Source organism: Mannheimia varigena (assembly GCF_013377235.1).
Classification (GTDB): Bacteria; Pseudomonadota; Gammaproteobacteria; order Enterobacterales; family Pasteurellaceae; genus Mannheimia; species Mannheimia varigena.
In genome coordinates this window covers 1,940,737-1,965,268 of sequence record NZ_CP016226.1, presented here as the reverse complement: position 1 = coordinate 1,965,268, position 24,532 = coordinate 1,940,737, and the positions used below count along the sequence as shown (strand labels likewise).

The following is a 24,532-nucleotide window of genomic DNA, read 5'->3' as shown; positions in this document are numbered from 1 at the left end:
TTATAGACTATATCGCTAAATATTGGAACTTTTATGAAATTCTATACTCCAATAGGTATGGTTATCTAGCACATTAGATAATATATCATCTCAATATTTAAAAGGAAACTTTATGAAAAAATTAATGATGATCGCAACAGCAGCAATGATGGTTAGTGGTTTCGCCCATGCAGCCGGAGAGCAAAGCGATCCAAGAGAAGCTCACGAAAGCACAGTAAAAACGTCAACAGTCAAATACAGCTGTCAAAATGGTAGGAAGGTAACAGTTAAGTACGGCTTTAATAAGCAAGGGATTCCAACTTATGCAGAGGCAAAATTAAACGGAAAAACCCGTTTTATGCCGATTAACTTAAATACAACGGATGCAACCGGCACTAACTTCGGTGATGAAAATAATTTTAGTCTTTACGGTGACCCAATGGAGTTCGACAACCACCGCAAAGTGGAAATGAGTATTCAAAGCCCTTCAAGTGAAATTTTATATAAATTCTGCAAACCAAGAAAAAACTAAGGCTTGGTTTAAAAGCCCTTAACACTCTAAAACACTAGGTAAAAAACCTTATTCTTAGGAATAAGGTTTTATTCTTCAGCATATCCTGTTACTGATAATTTTTTCCCATCTAAATAAGCTTTTCCATCTTTAACCACCAAGCGCCCCGAACAGAACCATTCAATAACCAGTGGATAATATTGATGTTCTTGTTCAACAACACGCCCCATAACATCTTCAACTTCATCATCAGGATAAATAGGTACTTTTGCTTGCAGTACAACCGCCCCAGCATCAACCTCTTCATTTACAAAATGAATGGTTGTCCCGTGCTCAGAATCGCCCGCTTCTATCGCTCTTTGATAAGTATTTAATCCTGGATATTTTGGTAATAATGAAGGATGAATGTTTAGAATTTTCCCCTCAAAACGTTGGGTAAACTCAGGCGTTAAAATCTTCATATAGCCTGCAAGCACGATTAACCCTGCTCCTAACCGCTCGATTTGCTCAGCAATCGCTAGATCCATTTCTAGATTACTTTTATAATCTTTACGAGAGAATACAAAGGTTGGAATGCCTTCATTTTTCGCTCGAACAAGTCCATAAGCATCGGCTTTATTACTGATTACACCACAAATTTTCCCACTTATTTGCCCTAAATTTTGTTTATCAATAATTGATTGTAAATTTGAACCATTACCTGAAATTAATACAACAAACTTTTTCATTTCATCACCAAATAAATTAAAAGCGGTAATATTTTATGAAAATATCACCGCTTGTCAGTCTATTTAATTCATTATGCGTAAACTGGTAAACGTTTACAGATATCTAATACTTTCGCTTTCGTCTCTGCAATCACTTGTTCGTGATTGTCTTTACCGATACTTTCCAATACATCACACATCCAACCGGCTAGTGCGGTTACGTCTGCTTCTTTAAAGCCACGACGGGTAACAGATGGTGTACCTACACGGATACCTGATGTTACAAATGGTTTTTGTGGATCGTTTGGTACTGAGTTTTTATTTACCGTGATATTTGCTGCACCTAAAGCTGCATCTGCCGCTTTACCAGTTAAGCCTTGTTTTACAAAACTTACTAGGAATAAATGATTTTCCGTTCCGTTAGAAACAACTTCAAAGCCACGTTGTTTAAATACTTCCACCATTGCTTTTGCATTTTTTACTACTTGTTGTTGGTAGGCTTTAAATTCAGGCTCTAATGCTTCTTTAAAGCAAACCGCTTTTGCTGCAATAACGTGCATTAACGGACCACCTTGACCTGCCGGGAATACCGCAGACTGTAGTTTTTTATAGATTTCTTCATCGCCACAAGCAGATAAAATTAAACCACCGCGAGGACCGGCTAATGTTTTATGTGTTGTAGTTGTAACAACATGTGCGTGTGGAAGTGGATTTGGGTAAACTCCAGCTGCGATTAAACCTGCAACGTGTGCCATATCCACAAATAAGTAAGCACCTACTTCATCAGCAATTTCACGCACTTTTGCCCAATCAATCACTTGAGAATAAGCAGAGAAACCAGCCACAATCATTTTTGGCTTAACTTCTTGAGCTTGCTTACGCAATGCATCGTAATCAATTAAGCCTTCTGCGGTAATACCATATTGCTCCGCTTTATAGATTTTGCCGGAAAAACTGACTGAAGCACCGTGTGTTAAATGCCCACCGTGAGCCAAACTCATTCCTAAAATCGTATCGCCCGGATTTAATAACGCCATATATACTGCGGCATTTGCTTGCGAGCCAGAATGCGGCTGCACATTAGCATAATCAGCACCAAATAGCTCTTTAGCACGATCAATAGCTAATTGTTCAACAATATCCACATACTCACAACCGCCATAATAACGTTTACCTGGATATCCCTCAGCATATTTATTTGTCAATTGTGAACCTTGAGCTTGCATTACACGTGGGCTTGCATAATTTTCTGATGCAATTAACTCAATATGTTCTTCTTGGCGACGATCTTCATCTTGGATAGCCTGCCATAAAACAGCATCATAATCTGCGATATTCATATCACGTTTTAACATTGTTGGACTCCTATAAAGCTTAAGTAAACGTTTGCGTAAGTTGATTTACCGATATTTTACGCATTTTTTAATCTAATAGATAGTATTAATTTAAATAATCATATTCCTATAAAAGCAGAAAGCAACAAGCGGTTATATTTTGTAAACATTTTACAAAATATAACCGCTTGTAAGACAGTAATTTCGCTTTTCTAACCCGCCAATTCTGCTCTAATTATTGCTGCACCTTGACTAAGTGCATTGAGCTTACCACGAGCGACTTCACGAGAAAGTGGAGCCATACCACAATTAGTGCAAGGATAGAGCTTATCGGCATCAACAAATTGTAATGCTTTACGCAATGTATCTGCTACTTGTTCTGGCGTTTCAATTACATTGGTAGCCACATCAATTGCTCCCACCATTACTTTTTTACCACGAATAAGTTCAATTAAATCCATTGGTACTTTAGAGTTCTGACATTCAAGCGAGACAATATCAATTTTAGATTGTTGTAATTTCGGGAAACTCTCCTCGTATTGCCGCCATTCTGAACCAAGCGTTTGTTTCCAGTCCGTATTGGCTTTAATACCGTAGCCGTAGCAGATATGCACCGCAGTTTCGCATTTTAAGCCTTCGATAGCTCGTTCAAGAGCTGCAACGCCCCAATCGTTTAATTCATCAAAGAATACGTTAAACGCAGGTTCATCAAATTGAATAATGTTCACCCCTGCTGCTTCTAACTCTTTTGCTTCTTCGTTTAGAATTTTGGCAAATTCCCACGCTAATTTTTCACGGCTTTTATAGTGAGCATCGTACAGAGTGTCGATCATTGTCATCGGGCCCGGCAATGCCCATTTGATTGGCTTATCAGTATGAGCTCGAAGGAATTTTGCATCTTCAACGAAGACTGATTTAGGGCGAGAAACTGCACCTACCACGGTTGGCACGCTGGCATCGTAACGATTACGAATGCGGACAGTTTCACGCTTGTTAAAATCTACACCGTTTAAATGCTCAATAAAAGTAGTTACAAAATGTTGGCGAGTTTGTTCACCATCACTCACGATATCAATGCCTGCTGCTGTTTGTTCAGCAAGTGAAACTAAAAGAGCATCTCTTTTTGCTTGTAATAATTCACTACCGCTGAATTTCCATTCAGACCAAAGCTTTTCAGGCTCGGCAAGCCAAGTAGGTTTTGGTAAACTGCCAGCAGTGGACGTTGGGAGAAGGATTTTGCTCATAATTTTGTTTTCCTATATAAAATGCGTAAGAGCGAGCCCTGTTCCCGCCCAATATTAAGTATTACGGTCGGCACAGAACCTGACCTAACAGTGACATTCGTTTATTTATCGTACACCCAAGCATCTAAAATCGCTTTGTACGGCTTTATGAAATACTCTTCAGCATATTTACCTTGCTGAATAGCCAACTGTGTGCGTTCAACACGATCGTATTCTACTTTGGTTAAAGAGTAATCGTCATAAGTCAGGCTTGGTTTGTAAGTTTCGCCTGCCACAGAGTTCGCATTATAAATTTCCGGACGGTAAATTTTTTGGAATGCCTCCATTGTTGCAATGGTGCTAATCAATTCTAAGTTACTGTAATCATTTAACAGATCTGCTGTTTCAGCAAAATAGAATGCATAAGGTGCGACTGATTTTGGTGGCATAAAGTAACGCACTTTTAATCCCATTTTTGCAAAGTATTCATCGGTTAATGAATAGTCGTTTTGCACATACTCCACACCTAAAACTGGATGAATGTTAGTAGTTTTATGGTAAGTACGAGTAGTTGCCACACTTAAGCAGAGGACTGGAGCTTTCTTAAATTGGGATTTGTACTCCGCTGATGCTAACAAGTACTTATACAGCTTACCATGTAAATCACCGTAGCCCTCTGGCACAGTAAAGTTCGGTTTATCTTTGTTGAAATCAAGCAGTAATACGCTAAAATCGTAATCACGTACAAATGAAGAGAAACTGTTACCTAGAATACCATCAAGGGTTTTACCAACTTTATGATCAACCACTGAGGTTTTTAACCACTCTAACGCAGGGAAAAACTCACCTTTACCTTCAATGTCAATATCCATAGACACAATGTCTAATTTCACCGCATAACGAGCTGCTGATGGGTTATCCCAATTCGCTAAATCGTTGAAACGCTTATTGATCATCGCAATCACATTTTGTAGATTTTGCTTGCGGTTTTCGCCACGTGCAAGATTCGCAAAGTTAGTTGTTAAACGGGTATTGTTTGCCGGTTCATAGTTTTCGGTAAATTCAAGTGTGTGTAGTCGGCATTTGAAATTTGTGCTCATCTTAACGTCTCCTTTTGAGTTCTTATTGTTGCTGAGATGACTTATTGAACCACAAATTCTCATTGAATAAAAATGATATGTTTTGAAGTTTAATATGAATAAATTTCATATTGCATTCTAAAGAATATTCGAGGATAAAAAAGGCGAACACTATTAGTTCGCCCTTATTTCTTTTTATTTATCTTGTTATAGTCCAACTTTTTTATAAATATCTTCCCCATTTCGTCTAGTTTTGAGTAGTCGTAGGATCCAAACATATTGCTCTGGGTTTTTCTCCACAAAGTATTCAATCACACGGTTCATTTCTCGGGCGGATTGAACAGGATCGCCAGAAAATTCAAGTGGTGGTAAAATTTCCATCTCATATTTTGCTTTATCGGCATTATAGTTCGAGAACATCGGGATCACTTCCGCATTTGCCACCCTCGCCATTTTATTCAAACCAGGAAGGGTTGCTTTTTCGGTTGCAAAAAAATCCGCATACACACTTAATTCCTCACCGAAATCTTCATCAGGCAAGAAGTAACCAACATCGCCTTTGCGTACATCCGCTAAAAAGGCTTTAATGCCATTTTGGCGAGTGTGCATTCGCCCACCTAAACGCTCTCGGGTAATGTTCCACAGCCAATCAACTAACGCATTGCGGTGTGGATTGTACATTGAGGTCATAGGATAGCCTAACGAGAACATTGCCACCCCCGCCATATCAATCGACCAAGTGTGTGGCACAAGCATAATCACGTTTTTTCCGCTCTCTTTGGCTTTTACCACATATTCAAAACCTGTAAATTCACAACGTTTTTGTAAATACGACACTGGGCGGATTGCCGTTTCACCAATTGCTAACATCGTTTGAGCCACCGTGATAAACATTTTCTCCACCACTTCTTCACGCTTTTGCTCACTCCAATGCGGAAAGCAGTAACGCAAGTTCACTTTTGCCCGATGATAGCCTTTTTTATTTTTCTTTTTAAGGTATTTATAGGCAGTTTTACCTACAAAAGTAGAAAATTTATCTCTTATTCTTGCCGGCACATATGCCAAAATCACAAGCCCCAATACGCCTAACCACACGCCCCAATACTTTGGGTGGAGAAAAGACCATCGGAATTTGTGTGTGTAACCGTCTTGAGCGGTAATTCTTGTCATTCTGTATTCCTCTTTATTTGTCACTTTTCTTTGCTTGTGCAAAGAAAAGTAACGAAATCTTATCTCTTATCAATAATATTCTTCACCGCCAATATCACCCCAAGCCCGATAAAAGCTCCAGGTGGTAAAATTGCAAGCAGCAAACCTGAATCAATATGCAATACGTCAATATAGAGTGCTTTTGCCCAGTCGCCAAATAATAAATCTAAACCATAGAAAAGCGTTCCATTACCAAGAATCTCACGCAACGCTCCTAACACCACAAGGCTTAATGTCATTCCTAGCCCCATTGAAAAACCGTCAAAGGCGGAGAATTTGACTTCATTTTTCGAGGCGTAGGCTTCAGCTCGCCCAATCACAATACAGTTAGTCACAATCAGCGGAATAAAAATACCTAGCGATTGATACACAGGGAATGCAAAAGCATTCATTAGAAGCTGTACTGCCGTTACAACCGTTGCAATAATCATCACATAAATTGGAATGCGGATATCGTGCGGTGTAATTTTACGGAAAAGCGATACCGTTACATTAGTGCAAATCAGCACAAACATTGTCGCTAAGCCCAGGCCTAACGCATTGGTTACGCTATTTGAAACCGCTAACAAAGGGCAAAGCCCTAATAATTGGACTAACGCACCGTTATTTTTCCACACACCATCGGCAAACAGATCTTTCCACACTGCTGCCTGTTTAGGTTCTGCTTCAATATTGGCTACAGGGATTTGGTTTTCTCTTTCCATTATTGCCCCTATCTACACTCTTTAAATTGGTCGATCATTTGCGGATTTTGTACAAGTTCGGTAATCACCCATTTTGCACTTTGGCGGATATTATTCACTACTGCACGAGGAGTAATGGTAGCACCAGTGAATTGGTCGAATTGTCCGCCATCTTTTTTCACATTCCACTCTGCTTCATTTTCTAAGCTAAAATGTTTATTGGTGAAAGATAAAATCCAGTCTGACACACGGGTTTCAATTTTATCGCCCAAGCCCGGTGTTTCTTTATGTTCAAGGGTACGAACACCTAACAGATTACCATTTGGTTCTATACCCATTAATAATACGATGTTGCCTGAATAACCATCCGGTGCGGTACTTTGAATTAAGTAAGCGGTCGTTTTTTCCGATTTTTTTGCAAAATAAAGACGATTTAAGTAAGTGTGATTTTCTAACTCAATCATTTTACAAGTGGCTAAAACATCGTTATCAAAATAGGTTTTTGGCACAACTTCTTCTAATAATTTACGCTGTTGCATTGCTGTTACATCATCAATTCTGCTTTTAGTAAGCAGATACACACCGGTGGAAACTGCGGTACTTAACAACGCAATTAAACCTAAAATTAGGGCATATTTTAACGTGATTTTTGAGGTATTCATTATTTTCTATCCAATTTTGTACCGTAAAGTCTTGGTTGTGTGTAGTGGTCGATTAACGGTACGCAGATATTTGCCAGTAAGACGGAAAATGCAATCGCATCAGGGTAATTGCCGTAATAGCGAATAACATAGAGCAGAATGCCGACCAACGCCCCGAAAATCAGTTTTCCTTTAGGTGTAATAGAGGCACTGACAGGATCGGTTGCAATAAAAAATGCCCCGAACATCATCGCACCACTGAATAAATGGCTGATAAAATTAAGATGTTCTTGTTCGGTTACTAACTCAGTTACTCCGCTTAACACAATAAACACTGCCAGCATTGAAACGGGGATTTGCCAGTGGATAATGCGTTTATAAATCAGCACAAGCCCGCCTAATAAAAAAGCAATATTAAGTTGTAGCCAACCTGTTGCAAATAATCCGTTAAAAATCGGTGTATTCATTACAGCGTCGAAACCCGATTTGGATAAACTGCTTTTCATACTGTCTAACGGTGTGGCTTGTGCGATGCCATCAACGCTACTCACTAATTGGTGAAGGCTAAAACCATCGCTGGTTACTCCACTGAAAATTAATGAAATTGCATCACTAAATGTAGGTGGCTCATTTAACAAATCAATCGGCACAATCCAAGAAGTCATCTGCACAGGGAAGGAAACCAATAATAACGCATAACCGATCATTGCAGGATTAAACAGATTCTGCCCTAAGCCGCCATAACTGTGTTTTGCTAGTAACAGAGCAGCTATAACGCCAATGACGATAATCCAATAAGGAGCATAAGGTGGGATCGACATTGCTAAAATCAATGCGGTTAAAATGCCCGACATATCCGCCAAATAGAAAGCGGTCGTTTTTTTGCGTAATTTTGCAATTCCCACTTCAATGATAATTGCCAACACAATCGCAATCACAATTTGGATTAGCACCCCAAAACCGAAATAATAAAGCTGAACCCCAAGTGCGGGTAACATCATCGCAATCACCCACAACATAATATTGGCAGTGAGATTACTTGAATGGGTATGTGGGGAACTTACAATTTTGAACATTAATATAAGCCTTTTTATAAAAAATAAGAAAAGATCTAATTAAACCTTTGGCAAATTCAAATTAAACCGAATTGCTAATAAGCGGATAATAATCACGGTGAAAACGGTAGCGAGATAAACCCAATCACTTTCTAGCCCAAATGAATTTGCCATTACAAAAATCACGCCGCCAATCAAGCTTGCCGTTACATAAACTTCTTTTTGTAGCACAATCGGCACTTCGTTGCGGAGAATATCCCGAATGACACCACCGAAACAGCCGGTTACGCCGCCGAGGGCGATACAAATTAAGGGGTGCAGCCCGAAATCTAAGCCTTTTTGTACACCGATTACGGTGAACACACCAAGCCCGATGGCATCAAACACCAGCAGGCTGGTTTGCCAACTTTTGCGAGGAATTTGATTACGGAAAATCGCCGTAATCACCACCGCAATGGAGATCATCAGCACATAAATCGGCTGTTTCATCCAAAACACCGGGGTTGAGCCGATCATCATATCTCGCAGCGTGCCGCCACCGACGCCGGTCACAAAAGCCAAAATAAACATACCGAAAATATCCATTTTGTGCTGGCGGGCGGCGATTGCCCCTGAAATCGCAAACACAATCGTCCCAATCAGATCCTGAATAAACAGGAACGACCAAGGCTGCGGTGGAAATAATTCGCTAAACATTTTTGTATCCCAGTAGCACTAAATCTTCAAAATGGCTTTGCATATCCGCCACTTGAGGCAATTTACCCCATTCGGAAAAACCACATTTTTTCAGTAAGCCCAAACTTGCGGCATTGTTGCCAAACACTAACGCTACCAGCGTGTGTAAGCCGTGTTTGGGCATTTTGTCAATCACAAACTCCACGCACATTTTGCCTAAACCTCTGCCTTGAGCGTTGCTGTCTAGGTAGAAGCTGATTTCCGCCGTGCCATCATAAGCTACTCGGGAGTGAAATGGCGAGAGGCTGCACCAACCAAGGATTTCGCCCTGTTGTTCATACACCCAAATCGGGTATTTTTCGCTGGCACGGTGGAAATCGAACCATTCTCGGCGGCTTTCCTTTGTCGCAGCAACGAGATCTGCCGTCACGGTGCGGCGCTCGATGACTTGGTTATAAATCGCCAAAATGGTTGGGAAATCAGCTTCTCTGGCTAATCTAAACATCACTTTTCTCCAATGCTGATTTTTTGGCTTTAGCTCGAGCGATTGCAGCAGCTACGGCTGCTTTACGTGGATCGGTTTCAGTATTGTCCGCAATTCCTGTTTCACTATTTGCAATATTTTCTGATTTTTCGACCGCTTGTTGAGCAGCTTTTTTCGCTTTTGCTCGGGCTAGTGCGGCGGCTACAGCGGCTTTGCGTGGATCTGCTTCGGTAATTTCAGCTTCGCTGTTTGCAATATTTTCCGATTTGTCAACCGCTTGTTGAGCGGCTTTTTTCTCTTTTGCTCGGGCTAATGCCGCAGCAACTGCCGCTTTGCGTGGATCAGTTTCTGCATCGCTTGTACCTTCAGTTTCAACGTTTGCAATATTTTCCGATTTTTCGATCGCTTGCTCTGCCTGTTTGGCTAAACGTCTAGCTCTGCGTTGTGCCATTAAATCGCTGTTATCAGGCTCGCCGTTAGGTTTTGCTTGTACTTCTGGAGCTTCTGCCACAGCCTCCGATGCTTTTTTCGCTTTCAAACGTTCAAGAGCTGCTTTTACAGGATCAACCCCACCTGCATTTGCCACTTCTTCACGACGTTTTTCAGCAGCTTTAGTAATACGAGCTGTTCGAGCATCTCGCTCTTTTTGTAAACGGGCTTCTCTCGCCTCAAATCGGATTTTCGCTTCTTCTGCCTTGCGTGCTTTTTCCTCGATCTCAAAGATTTTCGCTTTTTCTTGGCGGAAGTATTGAATGAGCGGAATATAGCTTGGGCAAACGTAGGCACAAACACCACACTCAATGCAAGAATCCAAATTGTATTCTTTGGATTTATCGTGATCTTCTGCACGAGCAAACCAATAAAGCTGTTGTGGTAATAAGCCAACAGGGCAAGCGTCAGAACAGTTTGAACAACGAATACAGCTACGCTCTGGCTCAGGCGGTGCGTATTCAAAATGATCTGGAGCAATCAAACAGTTTACCGTTTTGGTAACAGGTGCCTGCAACGAAGGCAGAATAAAGCCCATCATCGGCCCGCCTAAAAACACGGGGAATCGTTTATCTGCTTGGTAGTCCACCTGCTCTAATAGGTGCTGAATTGGCGTACCGAGTCTTGCCCATACGTTACCTTTATTGCGAATTTTATCGCCCGTAAGCGTAACTACTCGCTCAATTAACGGCTCATCATCAATAATCGCACGTTTAATTGCATACGCTGTGCCGACATTGTGCATTACAATACCCATTTGAATCGTGCGTTGCCCCGCAGGGATTTCAAGCCCTGTTAAAACTTGAATTAGCTGATCAGACGCCCCAGACGGATATTTAGTCGGAATAGCTCGCACAAACATATCATTCGAGCCTTTTAAGGCATCTTCTAAGGCTTTAATGGCATGCGGTTTGTTATCTTCAATCGCAATCACTACTTCTTCAGGGCGAAGCACATAACGCAAGATCCGAATGCCTTCAATCAGATCGCGGGTATAATCTTGCATTAATCGATCATCACAAGTGATGTAAGGCTCACATTCTGCCCCGTTAATCACAAGCAATTTGCAGCGTTTATCCGCAAGGCTTAATTTTGTTGCAGTTGGAAACACCGCTCCACCTAAGCCGGCAATGCCGTATTGGTAAACTTTTTGAATAATTTGATCGCTTGTAAGGCTTAAGAAATCTTCAATTGGCTGGCGTTCTACCCATTCATCTTTGCCATCGGTTTCGATGATAATCGTCATTTCAGGCAAGCCTGAAGCGTGGGTGGAAATATAAGGCTCAATACCAATCACTCGTCCTGATGTTGGGCTGTGAACGGGTAATTGGCGATAATTTTCGCCTTTTGTGAGTGGCTGTCCTTTTAGCACCAAATCCCCAACTTTAACCAATAATTCTCCTGGCCAGCCTGAATGTTGCACCACTGGCACATAGAAAAAGCGAGGTAAATTTAGCGTTCTAATTGGTTTGCTGTTAGATTGGCTTTTATTTTCCATTGGGTGGATACCACCCGGGAAATCCCACAGTTTGCCTATTTCTTTATTTTGGCGGATTCGTTCAATCACTAAATTAGGATTGCTCATTTTTGCCTCCGCCAGTCACTAATCTTTTCTGTAATTCGGTTGTATTTACCACAGGAATAATTAAATTTTGGTCAAACTTCCAGTTCCACGACTGCGTGGTTTGTTTAACCGGAATCATTTCAATACAGTTGGTCGGGCAAGGAGCAACGCAAAGCTCACAACCTGTACAGAGATCAGGTATGATGGTGTGCATTGCCTTATTGGTGCCGATAATCGCATCCACAGGGCAAGCCTGAATACATTTAGTGCAACCAATGCAAAGATTTTCAATCACAAACGCTACTTTAACCTCAGGCTCTTCCATTCCTTCCATCGGTGGCACTTCTACTCCTAAAAGTTCGGCAAGATTAACCACTAAAGGCTGACCGCCCGGTACACATTTTGTAATTACATCACCGTTAGCAATGGCTTCTGCGTAAGGTTTACAACCCGGATAACCACATTGCCCGCATTGGCTCTGTGGTAATAAAGCATCAATTTGTTCAACAATTGGATCAGCTTCAACTTTTAATTTTATGGAGGAATAGCCCAAAATCGCCCCGAAAATCAGTGCGATAAAAGCGATAGCGATAAGGATATAAGCGATAATTGGTAAATCAAGCATTAGAGTTTCACCAATCCTGTAAAGCCCATAAAGGCAAGCGACATCAAGCCTGCGGTGATTAACGCAATAGAGGCCCCTTGGAATGGTCGAGGCACACTAGCAGCTGCCAAACGTTCACGCAAGGCAGCAAATAAGACTAACACTAATGAAAAACCTGCCGCTGCACCAAAGCCATAAAGCACAGACTCCACTAAGTTATTAGCTAAATTCACATTTAATAATGCGACCCCAAGCACCGCACAGTTGGTGGTAATAAGCGGTAAATAAATCCCTAATAGGCGGTAAAGTGTTGGGCTAGTCTTGTGTACGATCATCTCGGTTAATTGCACGATTACCGCAATCACTAAAATAAACACTAGTGTGCGTAAAAACTGTGCGTTTAGAGGCACAAGTAAGTAGGTTTCAAGCAAATAGGCAGAAAGAGAAGCGACAGTCAGCACAAAAGTGGTCGCAAGCCCCATCCCAATAGCGGTTTCAACCTTTTTCGACACTCCCATAAACGGACAAAGCCCTAGAAATTTCACAAGGACAAAGTTGTTAATAAGTGCCGTGCTGATGATTAACAGAATATAATCGACCATAGATTCCACAACATAAAGAGAACAAGCGGTTAAATTTGTCTGTTTTTTGCAAAATGTTAGCAAAATTCGACCGCTTGCTATGAAAATTTCAATAAAAAATAACGTGATATTATCCCCTGTTTTTGCTTCATTCACAATAAGAAATCGGAAGTACTTTTTTAAGCCAAAAACTGCCCTATATTTCAAGGTAAAATTCAAGTAAAATAGGGAGAATTTTTTTGTGAGGAATACGAACAATGTCAAGTCAATTTGTCTATACGATGCACCGAGTCGGCAAAGTTGTGCCACCGAAGCGTCATATTCTGAAAGATATTTCCCTGAGCTTTTTCCCAGGTGCGAAAATCGGGGTGCTTGGTTTAAACGGTGCGGGTAAATCAACTTTACTTCGCATTATGGCAGGCGTGGATAAAGAGTTTGAGGGTGAAGCTCGCCCGCAGCCGGGGATTAAAATCGGCTACTTGCCGCAAGAGCCGAAGCTCGATCCGCAACAAACGGTGCGTGAAGCGGTAGAAGAAGCAGTAGCAGAAGTGAAAAACGCTTTAACTCAGCTTGATGAAGTTTATGCTCAATACGCTGATGAAAATGCCGATTTCGACAAATTAGCCGCCAAACAAGCGGAGCTGGAAGCGATTATCCAAGCTCACGATGGTCATAATTTACAAAACCAATTAGAACGTGCAGCAGACGCATTACGCTTACCGGATTGGGATGCAAAAATCGAGCATTTGTCAGGGGGCGAACGTCGCCGTGTGGCACTTTGCCGTTTATTACTCGAAAAACCGGATATGTTGTTGTTAGACGAACCAACCAACCACCTGGATGCTGAGTCTGTGGCGTGGTTAGAACGCTTCTTACACGACTACGAGGGCACTGTGGTAGCGATTACCCACGACCGTTACTTCTTGGATAACGTAGCAGGCTGGATCTTAGAGCTTGACCGTGGTGAGGGCATTCCTTGGGAAGGCAACTACTCTTCTTGGTTGGAGCAGAAAGAAAAACGTCTTGCCCAGGAGTAAGCAGCGGAATCTGCTCGTCAAAAATCCATTGAGAAAGAGTTGGAGTGGGTTCGTCAAAATCCAAAAGGTCGTCAAGCAAAGAGCAAGGCTCGTATGGCACGCTTTGAAGAGCTTAACAGCGGCGAATACCAAAAACGTAATGAAACCAACGAACTCTTTATTCCACCAGGCCCACGCCTAGGCGATAAAGTGATTGAGGTGCAAAACTTAACCAAATCTTACGGCGACCGCACTTTGATTGACGATTTGTCATTCAGCATTCCGAAAGGGGCGATTGTCGGCATTATCGGGGCGAATGGTGCGGGTAAATCGACCTTATTCCGTATGCTTTCAGGTCAAGAACAGCCGGACAGCGGTTCTATCGTAATGGGCGAAACGGTTGTATTGGCAAGCGTAGATCAGTTCCGTGATGCGATGGGCGATAAGAAAACCGTATGGGAAGAAGTCTCTAACGGACAAGATATTCTCAATATCGGCAACTTTGAAATCCCAAGCCGTGCTTATGTTGGGCGTTTCAACTTCAAAGGCGTCGATCAACAAAAACGAGTAGGCGAATTATCGGGCGGTGAACGTGGTCGTTTACACTTAGCGAAACTTCTACAACGTGGCGGTAACGTACTGTTATTGGACGAACCGACCAACGACCTTGACGTAGAAACCCTGCGTGCGTTGGAAAATGCGATCCTAGAATTCCCGGGCTGTGCAATGGTAATCTCGCACGACCGCTGGTTCTTAGACCGTATCGCCACCCACATTTTAGACTACGGCGATGAAGGCAAAGTAACCTTCTACGAAGGTAACTTCTCCGACTACGAAGAGTGGAAAAAGAAAACCTTTGGTGAGGCAGCTACTCAGCCGCATCGTGTGAAATATAAACGAATTGCGAAATAAAGCGTAATAAACTAAAAAAGCTCAAATCTGCCATCAGATTTGAGCTTTTTCATATCTCTATGTATAAAAATAGAATTTATTTTTTACACGGAGAAACCGCTTCAATAATAGAAATGCCCATAAAGGTCGCATTTTCACATACAGGACCTGAACCGTCGTGTCCACGCACACCTGTACAAGCGGATAATGTTGCAACAACAGATACAACTGCAAAAATTTTCATTATATTTTTCATATTTTGTCTCCTTTAAAATTAAAACTTTTATATTATATTAAAAATCATCTTTTAACGAAAGCAATTTAACCACATTCAATGTATGGTTTTTGTGCATTTAATCTACTTTTAAAACTCAAAGTAAAAATTTCTCTACAAGCGGTTCAATTTTGGTAAAATTTTACAAGATCAAATTATAGAAAGGGAAAATATGACAGAAGAAAAAATTATTCGCCAAGTGGTTCTGGATACTGAAACCACAGGAATGAATATGGCAGGTGGCCCGCCACAAATTGGGCATAATATTATCGAAATCGGAGCGGTTGAAGTGATTAACCGCCGTTTGACCGGGAGAACTTATCACGTTTATATCAAGCCACCTCGTAACGTGGATGAAGAAGCGATTGCGGTTCACGGTATTACTAATGAATTTTTGCAGGACAAGCCTGTTTTTGCCGATATTGCTGATGAATTTTTAGACTTCATCAAAGGAGCTGAGCTGATTATTCATAATGCCCCCTTCGACGTGGCGTTTATGGATCAGGAATTTTCTTATCTGCCTAATCCTCCGGCGAAAACATCTGAAATGTGTACAGTTACCGATAGCCTACAAATGGCACGAAAGATGTATCCGGGTAAGCGAAATAATTTAGATGCTTTGTGTGATCGTTTAGGCATTGATAATAGTAAACGTGTATTACACGGAGCTTTACTAGATGCTGAGATTCTAGCCGATGTTTTCTTGATGATGACCGGCGGGCAAATTTCATTATTAGGCGAAGAAGAAGTAGAAACGATATCGGCTGTTGTCGATAGTGAAGAAGAATTTTCAGCAATTACACTAAATGCAGATGATGCTATTATTCTTAAAGCCAATACTGAAGAGGAAGAATCGCATTTGGCATTATTAAAGCTGATTGAAAAGAAATCGAAAGGTAATTGTCTTTGGACAAAAGCAATGACTGAAGAATCGGAAATCTTAAATTAATTCAAAAATAAACCCAGCACTAGGCTGGGTTTATTTTTATCTTTATTACTGATTATTCAGCAACAACGTTTACTGCTACAGTTGCGTTCACTTCAGCGTGTAAGTGAACTTTAACTTCGTGTTCGCCAGTTGTACGAAGTGGACCTTCACCTAAACGAACTTCAGATTTAGCTACTTCAACGCCTGCTGCTGTTAATGCTTCAGCGATGTCTTTAGCAGAAACAGAACCGAATAAACGACCATCATCACCTGCTGTTGCAGATACTGATACAGCTGCGATTTCAGCAATTTTAGCTGCGCGAGCTTGTGCAGTTGCTAATGCATCCGCTGCTTTCGCTTCTAATTCTGCACGGCGTGCTTCAAAGTGAGCAATGTTTGCTGCAGTTGCCATAACCGCTTTACCTTGTGGGATTAAGAAGTTACGAGCAAAACCAGATTTAACGGTTACTTGGTCGCCCACAGAACCTAAGTGAGCAACTTTGTCTAATAAAATAACTTGCATTGTACTCTCTCCTGATTATTGGTGGTTATCAGTATATGGAAGTAACGCAAGGTAGCGAGCGCGTTTGATCGCACGAGCTAATTGACGTTGATACTTCGCACGAGTACCAGTAATACGGCTAGGAACAATCTTGCCGCTTTCAGAAATGTAGTTCTTTAATGTAGCGATATCTTTGTAATCGATTTCAACAACATTTTCCGCTGTGAAACGGCAGAACTTACGACGACGGAAATAACGTGCCATTTGGCTTCTCCTGATCTATAAATTCAATTTGTTCGGTGTGTAAGACTAACTGATTTAAACCGTTAAAGTCTTTGTGGGTGTGGATAAAACCTTTCACTCGCACATTGGCACCGAGCTTGATTTGTTGGGTTAAATAACTAAATTGATTGCCACTCAAAATCACTTGGATTTTGCACCACGCTTGACGTTCTAAATTTACCTCAGTTTGTGTTGAACGATGTTCTAACCAAAAACTGTAATGAGGTATGCCAAGAGGGCTTAGGCTTTGTTTAATCAACGTGGCGACTTTGCCCGTTAGTATTAAACAATTTTCAACAGACAAATTATTCGCCTGCTTCTTCTACTTCAACTTCTGCTGCTTCAACAGGCTTACGCTCTTCACGTGCTTTTAACATCGGAGAAGCTTCTGTTACAGCCGCTTTAGTGTGAACGATTAAGTTACGAAGAACTGCATCGTTGTAGCGGAAGTTAGTTTCTAACTCGTCGATTACACTTTGAGGTGCTTCTACATTCATTAACACATAGTGTGCTTTGTGAAGTTTGTTGATTGGGTATGCTAATTGACGACGACCCCAATCTTCTAAGCGATGAACTTGACCGCCAGCTTCTTTAACAGATGCTGTGTAACGCTCAATCATTGCCGGTACTTGTTCGCTTTGGTCCGGGTGAACCATAAAAACGATTTCGTAGTGACGCATTGATGACTATCCTTACGGGTTAGCAGCCTCCAACTTTAGCCAGTCACCAACTTGTGGAAGCAAGGATTAAAAAACAAATGTGACTGAACGGCGGAATTATACGGAAAAAAGACTATTTTGCAAGCAACAATTCGCAAATTTGCAAAATTTTTAGGAAAAATAACCGCTTGTTTTGAGGTTTATTTGTCAGCCTAAATAAAGTAGAATACGCAAACGTTTGCTTTGGTTACACATAAGGAATTCAAATGAATATTTTAATTATTGGAAATGGTGGTCGTGAACACGCATTAGCTTGGAAAGTGCGTCAATCTCCCCTAGCGGATAAAGTATTTGTCGCACCGGGCAATGCCGGTACAGCAACGGAAAACGGTATTGAGAATGTGGCGATTTCAGGCACAGATTTACCGGCGTTAGTTGCGTTTGCAAAAGAGAACAACGTAGGTTTAACCATTGTCGGGCCGGAAGCCCCGCTTGTGGCTGGCGTAGTAGATGCTTTCCGAGCCAACGGCTTGAAAATTTTCGGCCCAACCCAAGCAGCGGCTCAGTTAGAAGGCTCGAAAGCCTTTACCAAAGATTTCTTGGCTCGCCATAATATCCCAACCGCAGAATACCAAAACTTCACCGAAGTTGAACCGGCACTTACCTACCTAAAAGAAAAAGGTGCTCCGATTGTGATTAAAGCGGACGGTTTAGCCGCAGGAAAAGGCGTGATTGTGGCAATGACGCTGCAAGAAGCGGAAGATGCCGTACGTGATATGCTTTCAGGCAATGCATTTGGTGACGCCGGCAGCCGTGTGGTGATCGAAGAGTTTTTAGATGGCGAAGAAGCGAGCTTTATCGTGATGGTGGACGGCAAAAACGTGGAGCCGATGGCAACCTCACAAGACCACAAACGTGTGGGCGAGGGCGATAAAGGCTTGAACACTGGCGGAATGGGGGCTTACTCACCGGCTCCGGTTGTGACCCAAGCGCTCCACAACCGTGTAATGGAAGAAATTATCTACCCAACCGTGCGTGGAATGGCGGCAGAAAATAATCCATACACCGGCTTTTTATACGCAGGTTTGATGATTATGCCAAACGGTCAGCCGAAAGTGATCGAATTTAACTGCCGCTTTGGCGACCCTGAAACCCAACCGATTATGATGCGTTTGGAGTCCGATTTAGTCGAACTCTGCTTAAAAGCGTGCGATGGCGAGCTAGACACCATTCAATCCAAATGGTGCGAACAAGCCGCGCTAGGCATTGTGCTTGCCGCTGAAGGCTACCCAGGCGATTACCGCAAAGACGATGAAATCACCGGTATTCCAGCCGCTACCCCAAATCAAAAAGTATTCTTAGCTGGTGTGGAGCAAAAAGAGGGCAAATTAGTCACCAACGGCGGACGTGTGCTTTGTGCCACCGCTCTCGGCAACTCAGTATTTGAAGCCCAACAACAGGCATTAAAACTGGCTGAACAAATCCAATGGACAGGCAGATTCTACCGCCGTGATATCGGCTACCGAGCGGTTGCCAGAGAACAAGCAAAATAATAAACAAAGCTAAAAAATAAAGGCATACAACTTCTGGTTGTGTGCCTTTTTCATATTATGATTCTGCTATTCAAGAATTCTGATAAAGATGCTTAAGGAACACAATGACAACGCCAAGCCCTTATTTTACGATCCTAACATCAAAGAATATGCCAATCCGGCGGCTTTTGGGAAAATTGAAGCTCTGTTAAATGCGAAAGGAGATTTGCAAAAAAATAACCAAATCTTACCGCTTGTAAAGGTGATTACAAAGCAGATGCCGAACCACAAGTGGTCAAAATTCCGCTATTTTTTGCCAATTTCCGCCACTTAGAAAATCACGCTTGAAATAACGTAACAAGCGGTCATTGTTTCGTAATTTTTTACCAAAAAATAACCGCTTGCATTTATTTAATTATCTAATTTCTTGCCTATGATTTCTATGAAGTTTAATCCAGTTGTAATAGCCGTAAATTGAGTTGCAGAGATACATCACATACATCACTAATAATGGCAAGCTAGTTTCTCCATTTTTGAAATACATTGCCGCCCAAAGTGAGATCGTCATAATATTAACGATAATCCATAACGCCCATTGTTCTCGGTAACGCAGCACCATTAGGATTTGTGCCACAATTGAAATCACAACTGTCGCACCATCTAATACCGCTAATGCACTACCTAGATATTTTAGCAATTGAATATAGAGGTAAGTCCCAACAATAGTTGAGATAACAACAATTACCCACTGTTTAGCCGTTAAAGCCTTTGCAATTACCTCCTTTGCACCTGATTTATTCACCGTATTTTGGCTGCTCATATTCTTGCGCCAAAAGTAAAAACCGATAAATTGCACAGGAACATAAACCAAGAGGTTTAACATCATTTCACCATAAAGTTTGAAGGTATAAGAAATATAGGCATAAAGCGACACAGAAATTAAGCCAAAGAAGTAGTTACTGATCTTCCCCTTCCCTACAAACACTACACATAGAATACCATTGATAGCGGCGATGGTAGCAAGCCAAGTATCGGGTTGATAGACAAAGATTCCTATTTGAATAACAAGAAAAATTAATAGCCAAATAGCCTCAAAAGTAGTCCAACCACTAAAAATTTCTTTCCTTATTTTATCTAAAATAGATAAGTCGCCCATTTCTCCTCCAAATAAAGTGAAATATACGTTTTAAATTCTAGATCATACAAAGCAAAAAATCAAAATAAGCATAACATCTACAACAAAATCTACCATCTACAAAAACTGACAAAAAATTACGTAAACTTACAAAGTTAGCACTACTCGTCAGTGGTATTACCACTATAATTCTCTACTACTTATTAGAACATTAAAGCAAGTGCAATCTTTCGCATTAAATTTCTAATAAACAAATCTAAGGAGTAATTTATGAATAAAATTTATCGAATAGTTTGGAATCACGCTAAGCGTACTTGGACTGTGGTTTCTGAATTATCGAGAAGTTCAAGTAAATCAGGCTCGAAAATAGCAAAAACATCTTTAACTTCTAAGGCATTTAAATTAAGTGCAGTAAGCCTTGTGCTGTCAGCATCTTTTGCAAATGCAGCGGAGGTAGCTTATACCTTTAATGGGGGAATGGTTCCTGACAATACGCAAACGGCTGAATCAATTGATAAGTTAACAGCAGTTGCTATTGGCACAGGCTCTAACGTGAAGTCAACGATTACTACTGTGACTGATCCTGTTTCAGGAGAAACTATTGACAATATTAGTAATGCAGGTAAGTACTCTACTGCTATCGGCTATAATGCAACTGCAACTGCAGATGCTTCAACTGCTTTAGGAGGACTTGCTAGTGCTACATATGCGTCAACCGCTTTAGGGGCAAATTCAACAGCAAGTAATTTATCTGTTGCGGTTGGTTATGAGTCTAATGCCACAGGTTTTCGTGAAGTATTTATTGGTAACAAAGCAGGTGCAAACCATACAGATACCTCATATAACATCGGATTAGGTTATTCTGCTGGTTCTAACTTAACTGGTAATAATACTATTTCTATAGGTAATGCGGCAGGTGATGGCACAAGTGGTGACCATAATATTGCGATTGGTACTTATGCTAATGCGAAAGTAGCAGGGCCTACTACTAACGTAACCAGTAGTAACAATATTGCGATAGGTAATTCGGCTCTTGCAAATGGCATTAATAATTATAAGAGCTCAGCAACAGCAACAACTACAGATGTAGGGGGGGCTACTGCTATAGGTAGTCACGCATATGCAACTGGTATAACGAGCTCTGCCTATGGTGCTGAATCAAATGCTTCTGCGATTCACTCAACTGCGTTAGGTTCAAAATCTAAAGCAAGCGGTGATAACTCAACAGCGGTTGGTTATGAAGCAAGAACATCTGGGCATGGTTCAACTGCATTAGGCTACTACGCAAATGCTACTGCTCTTTTAACAACAGCTGTTGGTACAAATTCAAATGCAGGTAAAGACTATGATTCTGCTTTTGGTCGTGAAGCTAACGCAAGCGGTGGCTCTGCAACGGCTTTAGGTAACCGTGCAACAGCTTCAGGCGCTGCTTCAATTGCTCTTGGTTTAAGCTCTAAAGCAACAAACCAGCGCACTATTGCAATCGGTGATTCAGCAAATGCAACAGGCTTTTACTCAACAGTTATTGGAGCTGCTGCAACTGCAACAAACTCAACGGTGATTGGTCGTAATGCAACAGCAGGAAATGCTGATGCTGTAGCGTTGGGTAGTAATTCCGTTACGGCAGAGGCTGTATCAACAACAGATGCAACGGTAAATGGAATTACTTATAGTGGATTTGCAGGTAAAGAACCAATTGCCACCGTTAGTATTGGTGCAGAAAGTAAAGAAAGAACGCTTACTAATTTAGCTGCTGGTCGCATTTCAGACACTTCTACAGATGCTATTAATGGTTCACAACTATACTTAACTCAAAAAGCATTAGGTAATGTAGCCAATTCTACTGCAACTATTTTAGGTGGTGGAGCAACGGTTAATACTGATGGTAATATTACTGCTCCAACTTATACTTTAGTAAATGGAAGCCCAGCTACTGATGAAAACGGCAATCAAGGAACATACACTAATATTTCTGCAGCACTAAGTGCATTAAATACTGCTGTTATTAGCCCATTAACCTTTGCTGGTGATACAGGCACTAGTGTTACTCGTCGTTTAGGCTCAACACTAAATATTAAAGGCGGTGCAACAGATACATTAACTGATGGAAATATCGGTGTTGAAACTGATGGTACTGATACTTTAACTATTAAATTAGCAGAAAAAGTTAACTTAGGTGCAAACGGTTCATTAACTACAGGTGATACTGTTTTAAACACAACAGGTGTAACTATCTCTAATGGTGCAGCAGGAAACACAGTAAGTTTAACTAAAGACGGTTTAGATAATGGCGGAAACAAGATTATTAATGTTGCCGCTGGTGAAGAGGATACTGATGCAGTCAATGTAGGTCAGCTTAATGAAGTAATTAGTAAATTTGCAGTGCATTATGTGAGTATTTCTGATGATGGTATCCAACGTTACAACTATGACAATACAGGCTCTAGCGGAGTTAACTCTATGGCTATTGGGGTTGCAACCAGTTCAAATGGTAATCTTGCAACCGCTTTAGGTTCAGAGGCTAAAGCAAATGGTGAACGTACCACTGCTGTGGGACCTCGTGCAACAGCTGATGGCATGAATGCAACCTCTGTAGGTTATAATGCAAATGCAAATGCCACAAATGCCTTAGCAGTTGGTTCTGCAGCTAATGCAAATGGTGATACCTCAACAGCTATTGGTACTGCTTCAACAGCAACAACTGCTCGTGCAACTGCATTAGGTGCTAAATCTGAAGCTACCGGTGAAAATTCAACCGCTGTAGGTTATGAAGCAACTTCAACCGGCGCTGGCTCTCTTGCTGCAGGTTATAACGCAAACGCTGGGGGTACACAGTCAACCGCTTTAGGTAATTCTGCTAATGCAGATGGAATGTGGTCAACCGCTGTGGGGAGAAATGCTAACGCTACAGGCAGCTCCGCAACTGCTTTAGGTAATAACGCAAATGCTGTTGGCGCTGCTTCTGTTGCATTAGGCGTTAGCTCACAAGCAACTACAACTGGTGCTGTAGCTCTCGGACAAAATGCTTCAGCAACACATATTGGTTCCGTTGCTTTAGGTACAAATTCTGTTACCGCAAAAGCAGTTGCAACAGAAAGTGCTCAATTAAATGGCAATACATACACATTCGCTGGAACGACCCCAACTTCAACTGTAAGCATTGGTTCTGAGGGTAATGAACGAACATTAACGAATGTTGCTGCAGGCCGTATATCCGGAACCTCAACTGATGCAATTAATGGTTCACAACTTTATGCAGCTTATACTGAAATTGATAATTTAAGTACTGAAGTAACTGATCTAAAAAATGGCGGACTTAGTTTTGCAGATGATACAGGTACAAAGCTTACTCGTAAGTTGGGCGACACATTAAATATTAAAGGTGGTGCTGATACAACAACATTAACTGATAACAATATCGGTGTTGTTGCAAATGGTGATGATACATTAATTGTTAAACTAGCTAAAGATGTTAATTTAGGTGACGATGGTTCTGTTACTACAGGTAAAACCAAAGTAAATACTAATGGTTTAACTATTGAGAATGGACCAAGTATCACGACAACAGGCGTAGATGCAGGTAGTTTAAAAGTAACTAGTGTTGCTGATGGTGATATTTCACCTGTTTCTGCTGATGCTGTGAATGGTAGCCAACTCTATAGCACTGCAAATTCTATAGCTAATGCATTAGGTGGCGGATCAACCGTTAATACTAATGGTACTGTTTCAGCTCCAAGCTATACTGTTGTTAATGGTGCTCCTGCCAGTGAGGCAAATAAGACTGTTAACAATGTAGGTGATGCAATTACTGCACTAAATGATGCTGTAACGAGCCCATTAACATTTGCCGGCGATACAGGAACTGCTTCTACTCGTAAGTTAGGTTCTACAGTAACAGTAAAAGGTGGAATATCTGACGAATCGGCGCTAACAGATAATAATATCGGCGTTGTTTCAGATGGTAATGGCACACTAAATGTAAAGCTAGCTAAAGATGTTAAGGTGAATTCTGTAACAGCAACAACTGTGGCCGCAGATACTGTTAAAGCAGGCGATACTGAAATCACAACAAATGGATTAACTATTAATGGTGGTCCAAGTGTTACTAAATCAGGCATTAATGCAGCTAACAAGAAAATTACTAATGTGGCTAAAGGTACAAATGATACTGATGCAGTTAATTTCGGGCAATTAAAAGCATCTGAGCAAAATATTAACAATAAGATCAACAATATCGATTCTAAAGTTAATAAAGTAGATAAACGTTTACGTGCAGGTATTGCAGGAGCTACTGCAACAGCTGGCTTACCTCAAGCATATTTACCAGGCAAAAGTATGCTTGCCGCTTCAGGAGGTACATATCGTAATGAAGCTGCAATCGCGGTAGGCTATTCTCGAATCTCGGATAATGGAAAGGTTATTTATAAATTAACCGGTAATAGCAATACCCGAGGTGACTTCGGCGGAAGTATTGGCATGGGGTATCAATGGTAAT

At 41.3% G+C, this 24,532-nt stretch carries 24 protein-coding genes and 1 pseudogene; 6 read left to right on the top strand and 19 right to left on the bottom strand.

All coding sequences use genetic code 11. From position 1 onward, the window contains the following. Positions 1-112 precede the first annotated feature (112 nt). Positions 113-511: an ACP-like domain-containing protein gene (locus A6B40_RS09250; protein WP_176672209.1), complete on the top strand. Its 399-nt coding sequence runs from the start codon at positions 113-115 to the stop codon at positions 509-511. Positions 512-579: 68 nt separating this feature from the next. Here the strand turns inward: A6B40_RS09250 and purN are convergent, their stop codons facing one another. From purN to rsxA, 13 genes are all read right to left on the bottom strand, one after another. Next, positions 580-1,218 carry a phosphoribosylglycinamide formyltransferase gene (gene purN, locus A6B40_RS09245; RefSeq protein ID WP_176672208.1) on the bottom strand — a complete coding sequence of 213 codons (639 nt, stop codon included), beginning with the start codon at positions 1,216-1,218 and terminating at the stop codon, positions 580-582. Between the two features lie 71 nt (positions 1,219-1,289). Next, positions 1,290-2,552 (bottom strand): serine hydroxymethyltransferase, encoded by a 1,263-nt coding sequence (gene glyA / locus A6B40_RS09240; RefSeq protein WP_025216809.1) that lies wholly within the window; start codon positions 2,550-2,552, stop codon positions 1,290-1,292. A gap of 191 nt (positions 2,553-2,743) precedes the next feature. Then, the gene (locus A6B40_RS09235; protein WP_025216808.1) at positions 2,744-3,775 is read right to left on the bottom strand and encodes a methionine synthase; all 1,032 of its coding nucleotides are present in this window, start codon (positions 3,773-3,775) and stop codon (positions 2,744-2,746) included. A gap of 101 nt (positions 3,776-3,876) precedes the next feature. Then, positions 3,877-4,854 (bottom strand): putative oxygenase MesX, encoded by a 978-nt coding sequence (locus A6B40_RS09230; RefSeq protein WP_176672207.1) that lies wholly within the window; start codon positions 4,852-4,854, stop codon positions 3,877-3,879. Between the two features lie 186 nt (positions 4,855-5,040). Beyond that, a complete protein-coding gene (lpxM, locus tag A6B40_RS09225; RefSeq protein WP_025247383.1) occupies positions 5,041-6,003 on the bottom strand; it encodes a lauroyl-Kdo(2)-lipid IV(A) myristoyltransferase in 963 nt (320 codons plus the stop codon). Positions 6,004-6,062: 59 nt separating this feature from the next. Then, positions 6,063-6,746, bottom strand: a complete 684-nt coding sequence (locus A6B40_RS09220) for an electron transport complex subunit E (RefSeq protein WP_176672206.1) — start codon at positions 6,744-6,746, stop codon at positions 6,063-6,065. A gap of 8 nt (positions 6,747-6,754) precedes the next feature. After that, positions 6,755-7,387, bottom strand: a complete 633-nt coding sequence (gene rsxG, locus A6B40_RS09215; RefSeq protein WP_176672205.1) for an electron transport complex subunit RsxG — start codon at positions 7,385-7,387, stop codon at positions 6,755-6,757. Then, entirely contained in the window at positions 7,387-8,442 is a 1,056-nt protein-coding gene (gene rsxD / locus A6B40_RS09210) for an electron transport complex subunit RsxD (RefSeq protein ID WP_176672204.1), read from the bottom strand. Before rsxD ends, rsxG begins: the two co-directional genes overlap by 1 nt. 39 nt (positions 8,443-8,481) lie before the next feature. Beyond that, positions 8,482-9,117, bottom strand: coding sequence for a trimeric intracellular cation channel family protein (locus tag A6B40_RS09205; RefSeq protein WP_025216802.1), 636 nt, complete (start codon positions 9,115-9,117; stop codon positions 8,482-8,484). Continuing rightward, positions 9,110-9,601: a GNAT family N-acetyltransferase gene (locus A6B40_RS09200; protein ID WP_176672203.1), complete on the bottom strand. Its 492-nt coding sequence runs from the start codon at positions 9,599-9,601 to the stop codon at positions 9,110-9,112. Before A6B40_RS09200 ends, A6B40_RS09205 begins: the two co-directional genes overlap by 8 nt. Beyond that, positions 9,594-11,654, bottom strand: coding sequence for an electron transport complex subunit RsxC (gene rsxC / locus A6B40_RS09195; RefSeq protein ID WP_176672202.1), 2,061 nt, complete (start codon positions 11,652-11,654; stop codon positions 9,594-9,596). The genes A6B40_RS09200 and rsxC overlap by 8 nt, the downstream gene beginning before the upstream one ends. Continuing rightward, the gene (gene rsxB, locus A6B40_RS09190) at positions 11,641-12,258 is read right to left on the bottom strand and encodes an electron transport complex subunit RsxB (RefSeq protein WP_025342893.1); all 618 of its coding nucleotides are present in this window, start codon (positions 12,256-12,258) and stop codon (positions 11,641-11,643) included. The genes rsxC and rsxB overlap by 14 nt, the downstream gene beginning before the upstream one ends. Then, positions 12,258-12,839 (bottom strand): electron transport complex subunit RsxA, encoded by a 582-nt coding sequence (gene rsxA / locus A6B40_RS09185; protein WP_176672201.1) that lies wholly within the window; start codon positions 12,837-12,839, stop codon positions 12,258-12,260. The genes rsxB and rsxA overlap by 1 nt, the downstream gene beginning before the upstream one ends. Before the next feature lie 236 nt (positions 12,840-13,075). On the opposite strand from rsxA, the pseudogene ettA reads away from it, so the two are divergent. Then, positions 13,076-14,746, top strand: a pseudogene (gene ettA, locus A6B40_RS09180) (energy-dependent translational throttle protein EttA). A 76-nt stretch (positions 14,747-14,822) separates the two neighbouring features. On the opposite strand, the gene A6B40_RS09175 reads toward ettA, so the two are convergent. Next, the gene (locus A6B40_RS09175; RefSeq protein ID WP_176672200.1) at positions 14,823-14,981 is read right to left on the bottom strand and encodes a hypothetical protein; all 159 of its coding nucleotides are present in this window, start codon (positions 14,979-14,981) and stop codon (positions 14,823-14,825) included. A gap of 190 nt (positions 14,982-15,171) precedes the next feature. Between A6B40_RS09175 and dnaQ the strand changes: the two genes are divergently transcribed. Next, the gene (gene dnaQ / locus A6B40_RS09170) at positions 15,172-15,948 is read left to right on the top strand and encodes a DNA polymerase III subunit epsilon (RefSeq protein ID WP_176672199.1); all 777 of its coding nucleotides are present in this window, start codon (positions 15,172-15,174) and stop codon (positions 15,946-15,948) included. A 52-nt stretch (positions 15,949-16,000) separates the two neighbouring features. Here the strand turns inward: dnaQ and rplI are convergent, their stop codons facing one another. Genes rplI through rpsF form a run of 4 tightly spaced genes read right to left on the bottom strand, consistent with a single transcriptional unit; the run spans position 16,001 to position 17,391 of the window. Beyond that, positions 16,001-16,450, bottom strand: coding sequence for a 50S ribosomal protein L9 (gene rplI, locus A6B40_RS09165; protein WP_025216795.1), 450 nt, complete (start codon positions 16,448-16,450; stop codon positions 16,001-16,003). 15 nt (positions 16,451-16,465) lie between these two features. Then, positions 16,466-16,693, bottom strand: coding sequence for a 30S ribosomal protein S18 (rpsR, locus tag A6B40_RS09160; RefSeq protein WP_005598105.1), 228 nt, complete (start codon positions 16,691-16,693; stop codon positions 16,466-16,468). Continuing rightward, positions 16,668-17,015 carry a primosomal replication protein N gene (priB, locus tag A6B40_RS09155; protein ID WP_176672198.1) on the bottom strand — a complete coding sequence of 116 codons (348 nt, stop codon included), beginning with the start codon at positions 17,013-17,015 and terminating at the stop codon, positions 16,668-16,670. Before priB ends, rpsR begins: the two co-directional genes overlap by 26 nt. A gap of 1 nt (position 17,016) precedes the next feature. Further along, positions 17,017-17,391: a 30S ribosomal protein S6 gene (gene rpsF, locus A6B40_RS09150; RefSeq protein WP_025236533.1), complete on the bottom strand. Its 375-nt coding sequence runs from the start codon at positions 17,389-17,391 to the stop codon at positions 17,017-17,019. A 245-nt stretch (positions 17,392-17,636) separates the two neighbouring features. On the opposite strand from rpsF, the gene purD reads away from it, so the two are divergent. Further along, on the top strand, positions 17,637-18,923 hold the full coding sequence (purD, locus tag A6B40_RS09145; RefSeq protein WP_176672197.1) for a phosphoribosylamine--glycine ligase: 1,287 nt from the start codon (positions 17,637-17,639) through the stop codon (positions 18,921-18,923). A gap of 88 nt (positions 18,924-19,011) precedes the next feature. Beyond that, positions 19,012-19,236 (top strand): hypothetical protein, encoded by a 225-nt coding sequence (locus A6B40_RS09140; RefSeq protein ID WP_236966865.1) that lies wholly within the window; start codon positions 19,012-19,014, stop codon positions 19,234-19,236. 81 nt (positions 19,237-19,317) lie between these two features. Here the strand turns inward: A6B40_RS09140 and pnuC are convergent, their stop codons facing one another. Continuing rightward, positions 19,318-20,058, bottom strand: coding sequence for a nicotinamide riboside transporter PnuC (gene pnuC, locus A6B40_RS09135; RefSeq protein ID WP_112110633.1), 741 nt, complete (start codon positions 20,056-20,058; stop codon positions 19,318-19,320). A 249-nt stretch (positions 20,059-20,307) separates the two neighbouring features. Here pnuC and A6B40_RS09130 point away from each other — a divergent pair, with 249 nt between their 5' ends. After that, positions 20,308-24,531 (top strand): YadA-like family protein, encoded by a 4,224-nt coding sequence (locus A6B40_RS09130; protein WP_176672196.1) that lies wholly within the window; start codon positions 20,308-20,310, stop codon positions 24,529-24,531. Position 24,532: the final 1 nt, after the last annotated feature.

Bases quoted from the DNA above. Each gene is read 5' to 3' on its own strand.
- A6B40_RS09250 (WP_176672209.1), top strand. From the start codon at position 113: ATGAAAAAATTAATGATGATCGCAACAGCAGCAATGATGGTTAGTGGT.
- purN (WP_176672208.1), bottom strand. From the start codon at position 1,218: ATGAAAAAGTTTGTTGTATTAATTTCAGGTAATGGTTCAAATTTACAA.
- glyA (WP_025216809.1), bottom strand. From the start codon at position 2,552: ATGTTAAAACGTGATATGAATATCGCAGATTATGATGCTGTTTTATGG.
- A6B40_RS09235 (WP_025216808.1), bottom strand. From the start codon at position 3,775: ATGAGCAAAATCCTTCTCCCAACGTCCACTGCTGGCAGTTTACCAAAA.
- A6B40_RS09230 (WP_176672207.1), bottom strand. From the start codon at position 4,854: ATGAGCACAAATTTCAAATGCCGACTACACACACTTGAATTTACCGAA.
- lpxM (WP_025247383.1), bottom strand. From the start codon at position 6,003: ATGACAAGAATTACCGCTCAAGACGGTTACACACACAAATTCCGATGG.
- A6B40_RS09220 (WP_176672206.1), bottom strand. From the start codon at position 6,746: ATGGAAAGAGAAAACCAAATCCCTGTAGCCAATATTGAAGCAGAACCT.
- rsxG (WP_176672205.1), bottom strand. From the start codon at position 7,387: ATGAATACCTCAAAAATCACGTTAAAATATGCCCTAATTTTAGGTTTA.
- rsxD (WP_176672204.1), bottom strand. From the start codon at position 8,442: ATGTTCAAAATTGTAAGTTCCCCACATACCCATTCAAGTAATCTCACT.
- A6B40_RS09205 (WP_025216802.1), bottom strand. From the start codon at position 9,117: ATGTTTAGCGAATTATTTCCACCGCAGCCTTGGTCGTTCCTGTTTATT.
- A6B40_RS09200 (WP_176672203.1), bottom strand. From the start codon at position 9,601: ATGTTTAGATTAGCCAGAGAAGCTGATTTCCCAACCATTTTGGCGATT.
- rsxC (WP_176672202.1), bottom strand. From the start codon at position 11,654: ATGAGCAATCCTAATTTAGTGATTGAACGAATCCGCCAAAATAAAGAA.
- rsxB (WP_025342893.1), bottom strand. From the start codon at position 12,258: ATGCTTGATTTACCAATTATCGCTTATATCCTTATCGCTATCGCTTTT.
- rsxA (WP_176672201.1), bottom strand. From the start codon at position 12,839: ATGGTCGATTATATTCTGTTAATCATCAGCACGGCACTTATTAACAAC.
- A6B40_RS09175 (WP_176672200.1), bottom strand. From the start codon at position 14,981: ATGAAAAATATAATGAAAATTTTTGCAGTTGTATCTGTTGTTGCAACA.
- dnaQ (WP_176672199.1), top strand. From the start codon at position 15,172: ATGACAGAAGAAAAAATTATTCGCCAAGTGGTTCTGGATACTGAAACC.
- rplI (WP_025216795.1), bottom strand. From the start codon at position 16,450: ATGCAAGTTATTTTATTAGACAAAGTTGCTCACTTAGGTTCTGTGGGC.
- rpsR (WP_005598105.1), bottom strand. From the start codon at position 16,693: ATGGCACGTTATTTCCGTCGTCGTAAGTTCTGCCGTTTCACAGCGGAA.
- rpsF (WP_025236533.1), bottom strand. From the start codon at position 17,391: ATGCGTCACTACGAAATCGTTTTTATGGTTCACCCGGACCAAAGCGAA.
- purD (WP_176672197.1), top strand. From the start codon at position 17,637: ATGAATATTTTAATTATTGGAAATGGTGGTCGTGAACACGCATTAGCT.
- A6B40_RS09140 (WP_236966865.1), top strand. From the start codon at position 19,012: ATGCTTAAGGAACACAATGACAACGCCAAGCCCTTATTTTACGATCCT.
- pnuC (WP_112110633.1), bottom strand. From the start codon at position 20,058: ATGGGCGACTTATCTATTTTAGATAAAATAAGGAAAGAAATTTTTAGT.
- A6B40_RS09130 (WP_176672196.1), top strand. From the start codon at position 20,308: ATGAATAAAATTTATCGAATAGTTTGGAATCACGCTAAGCGTACTTGG.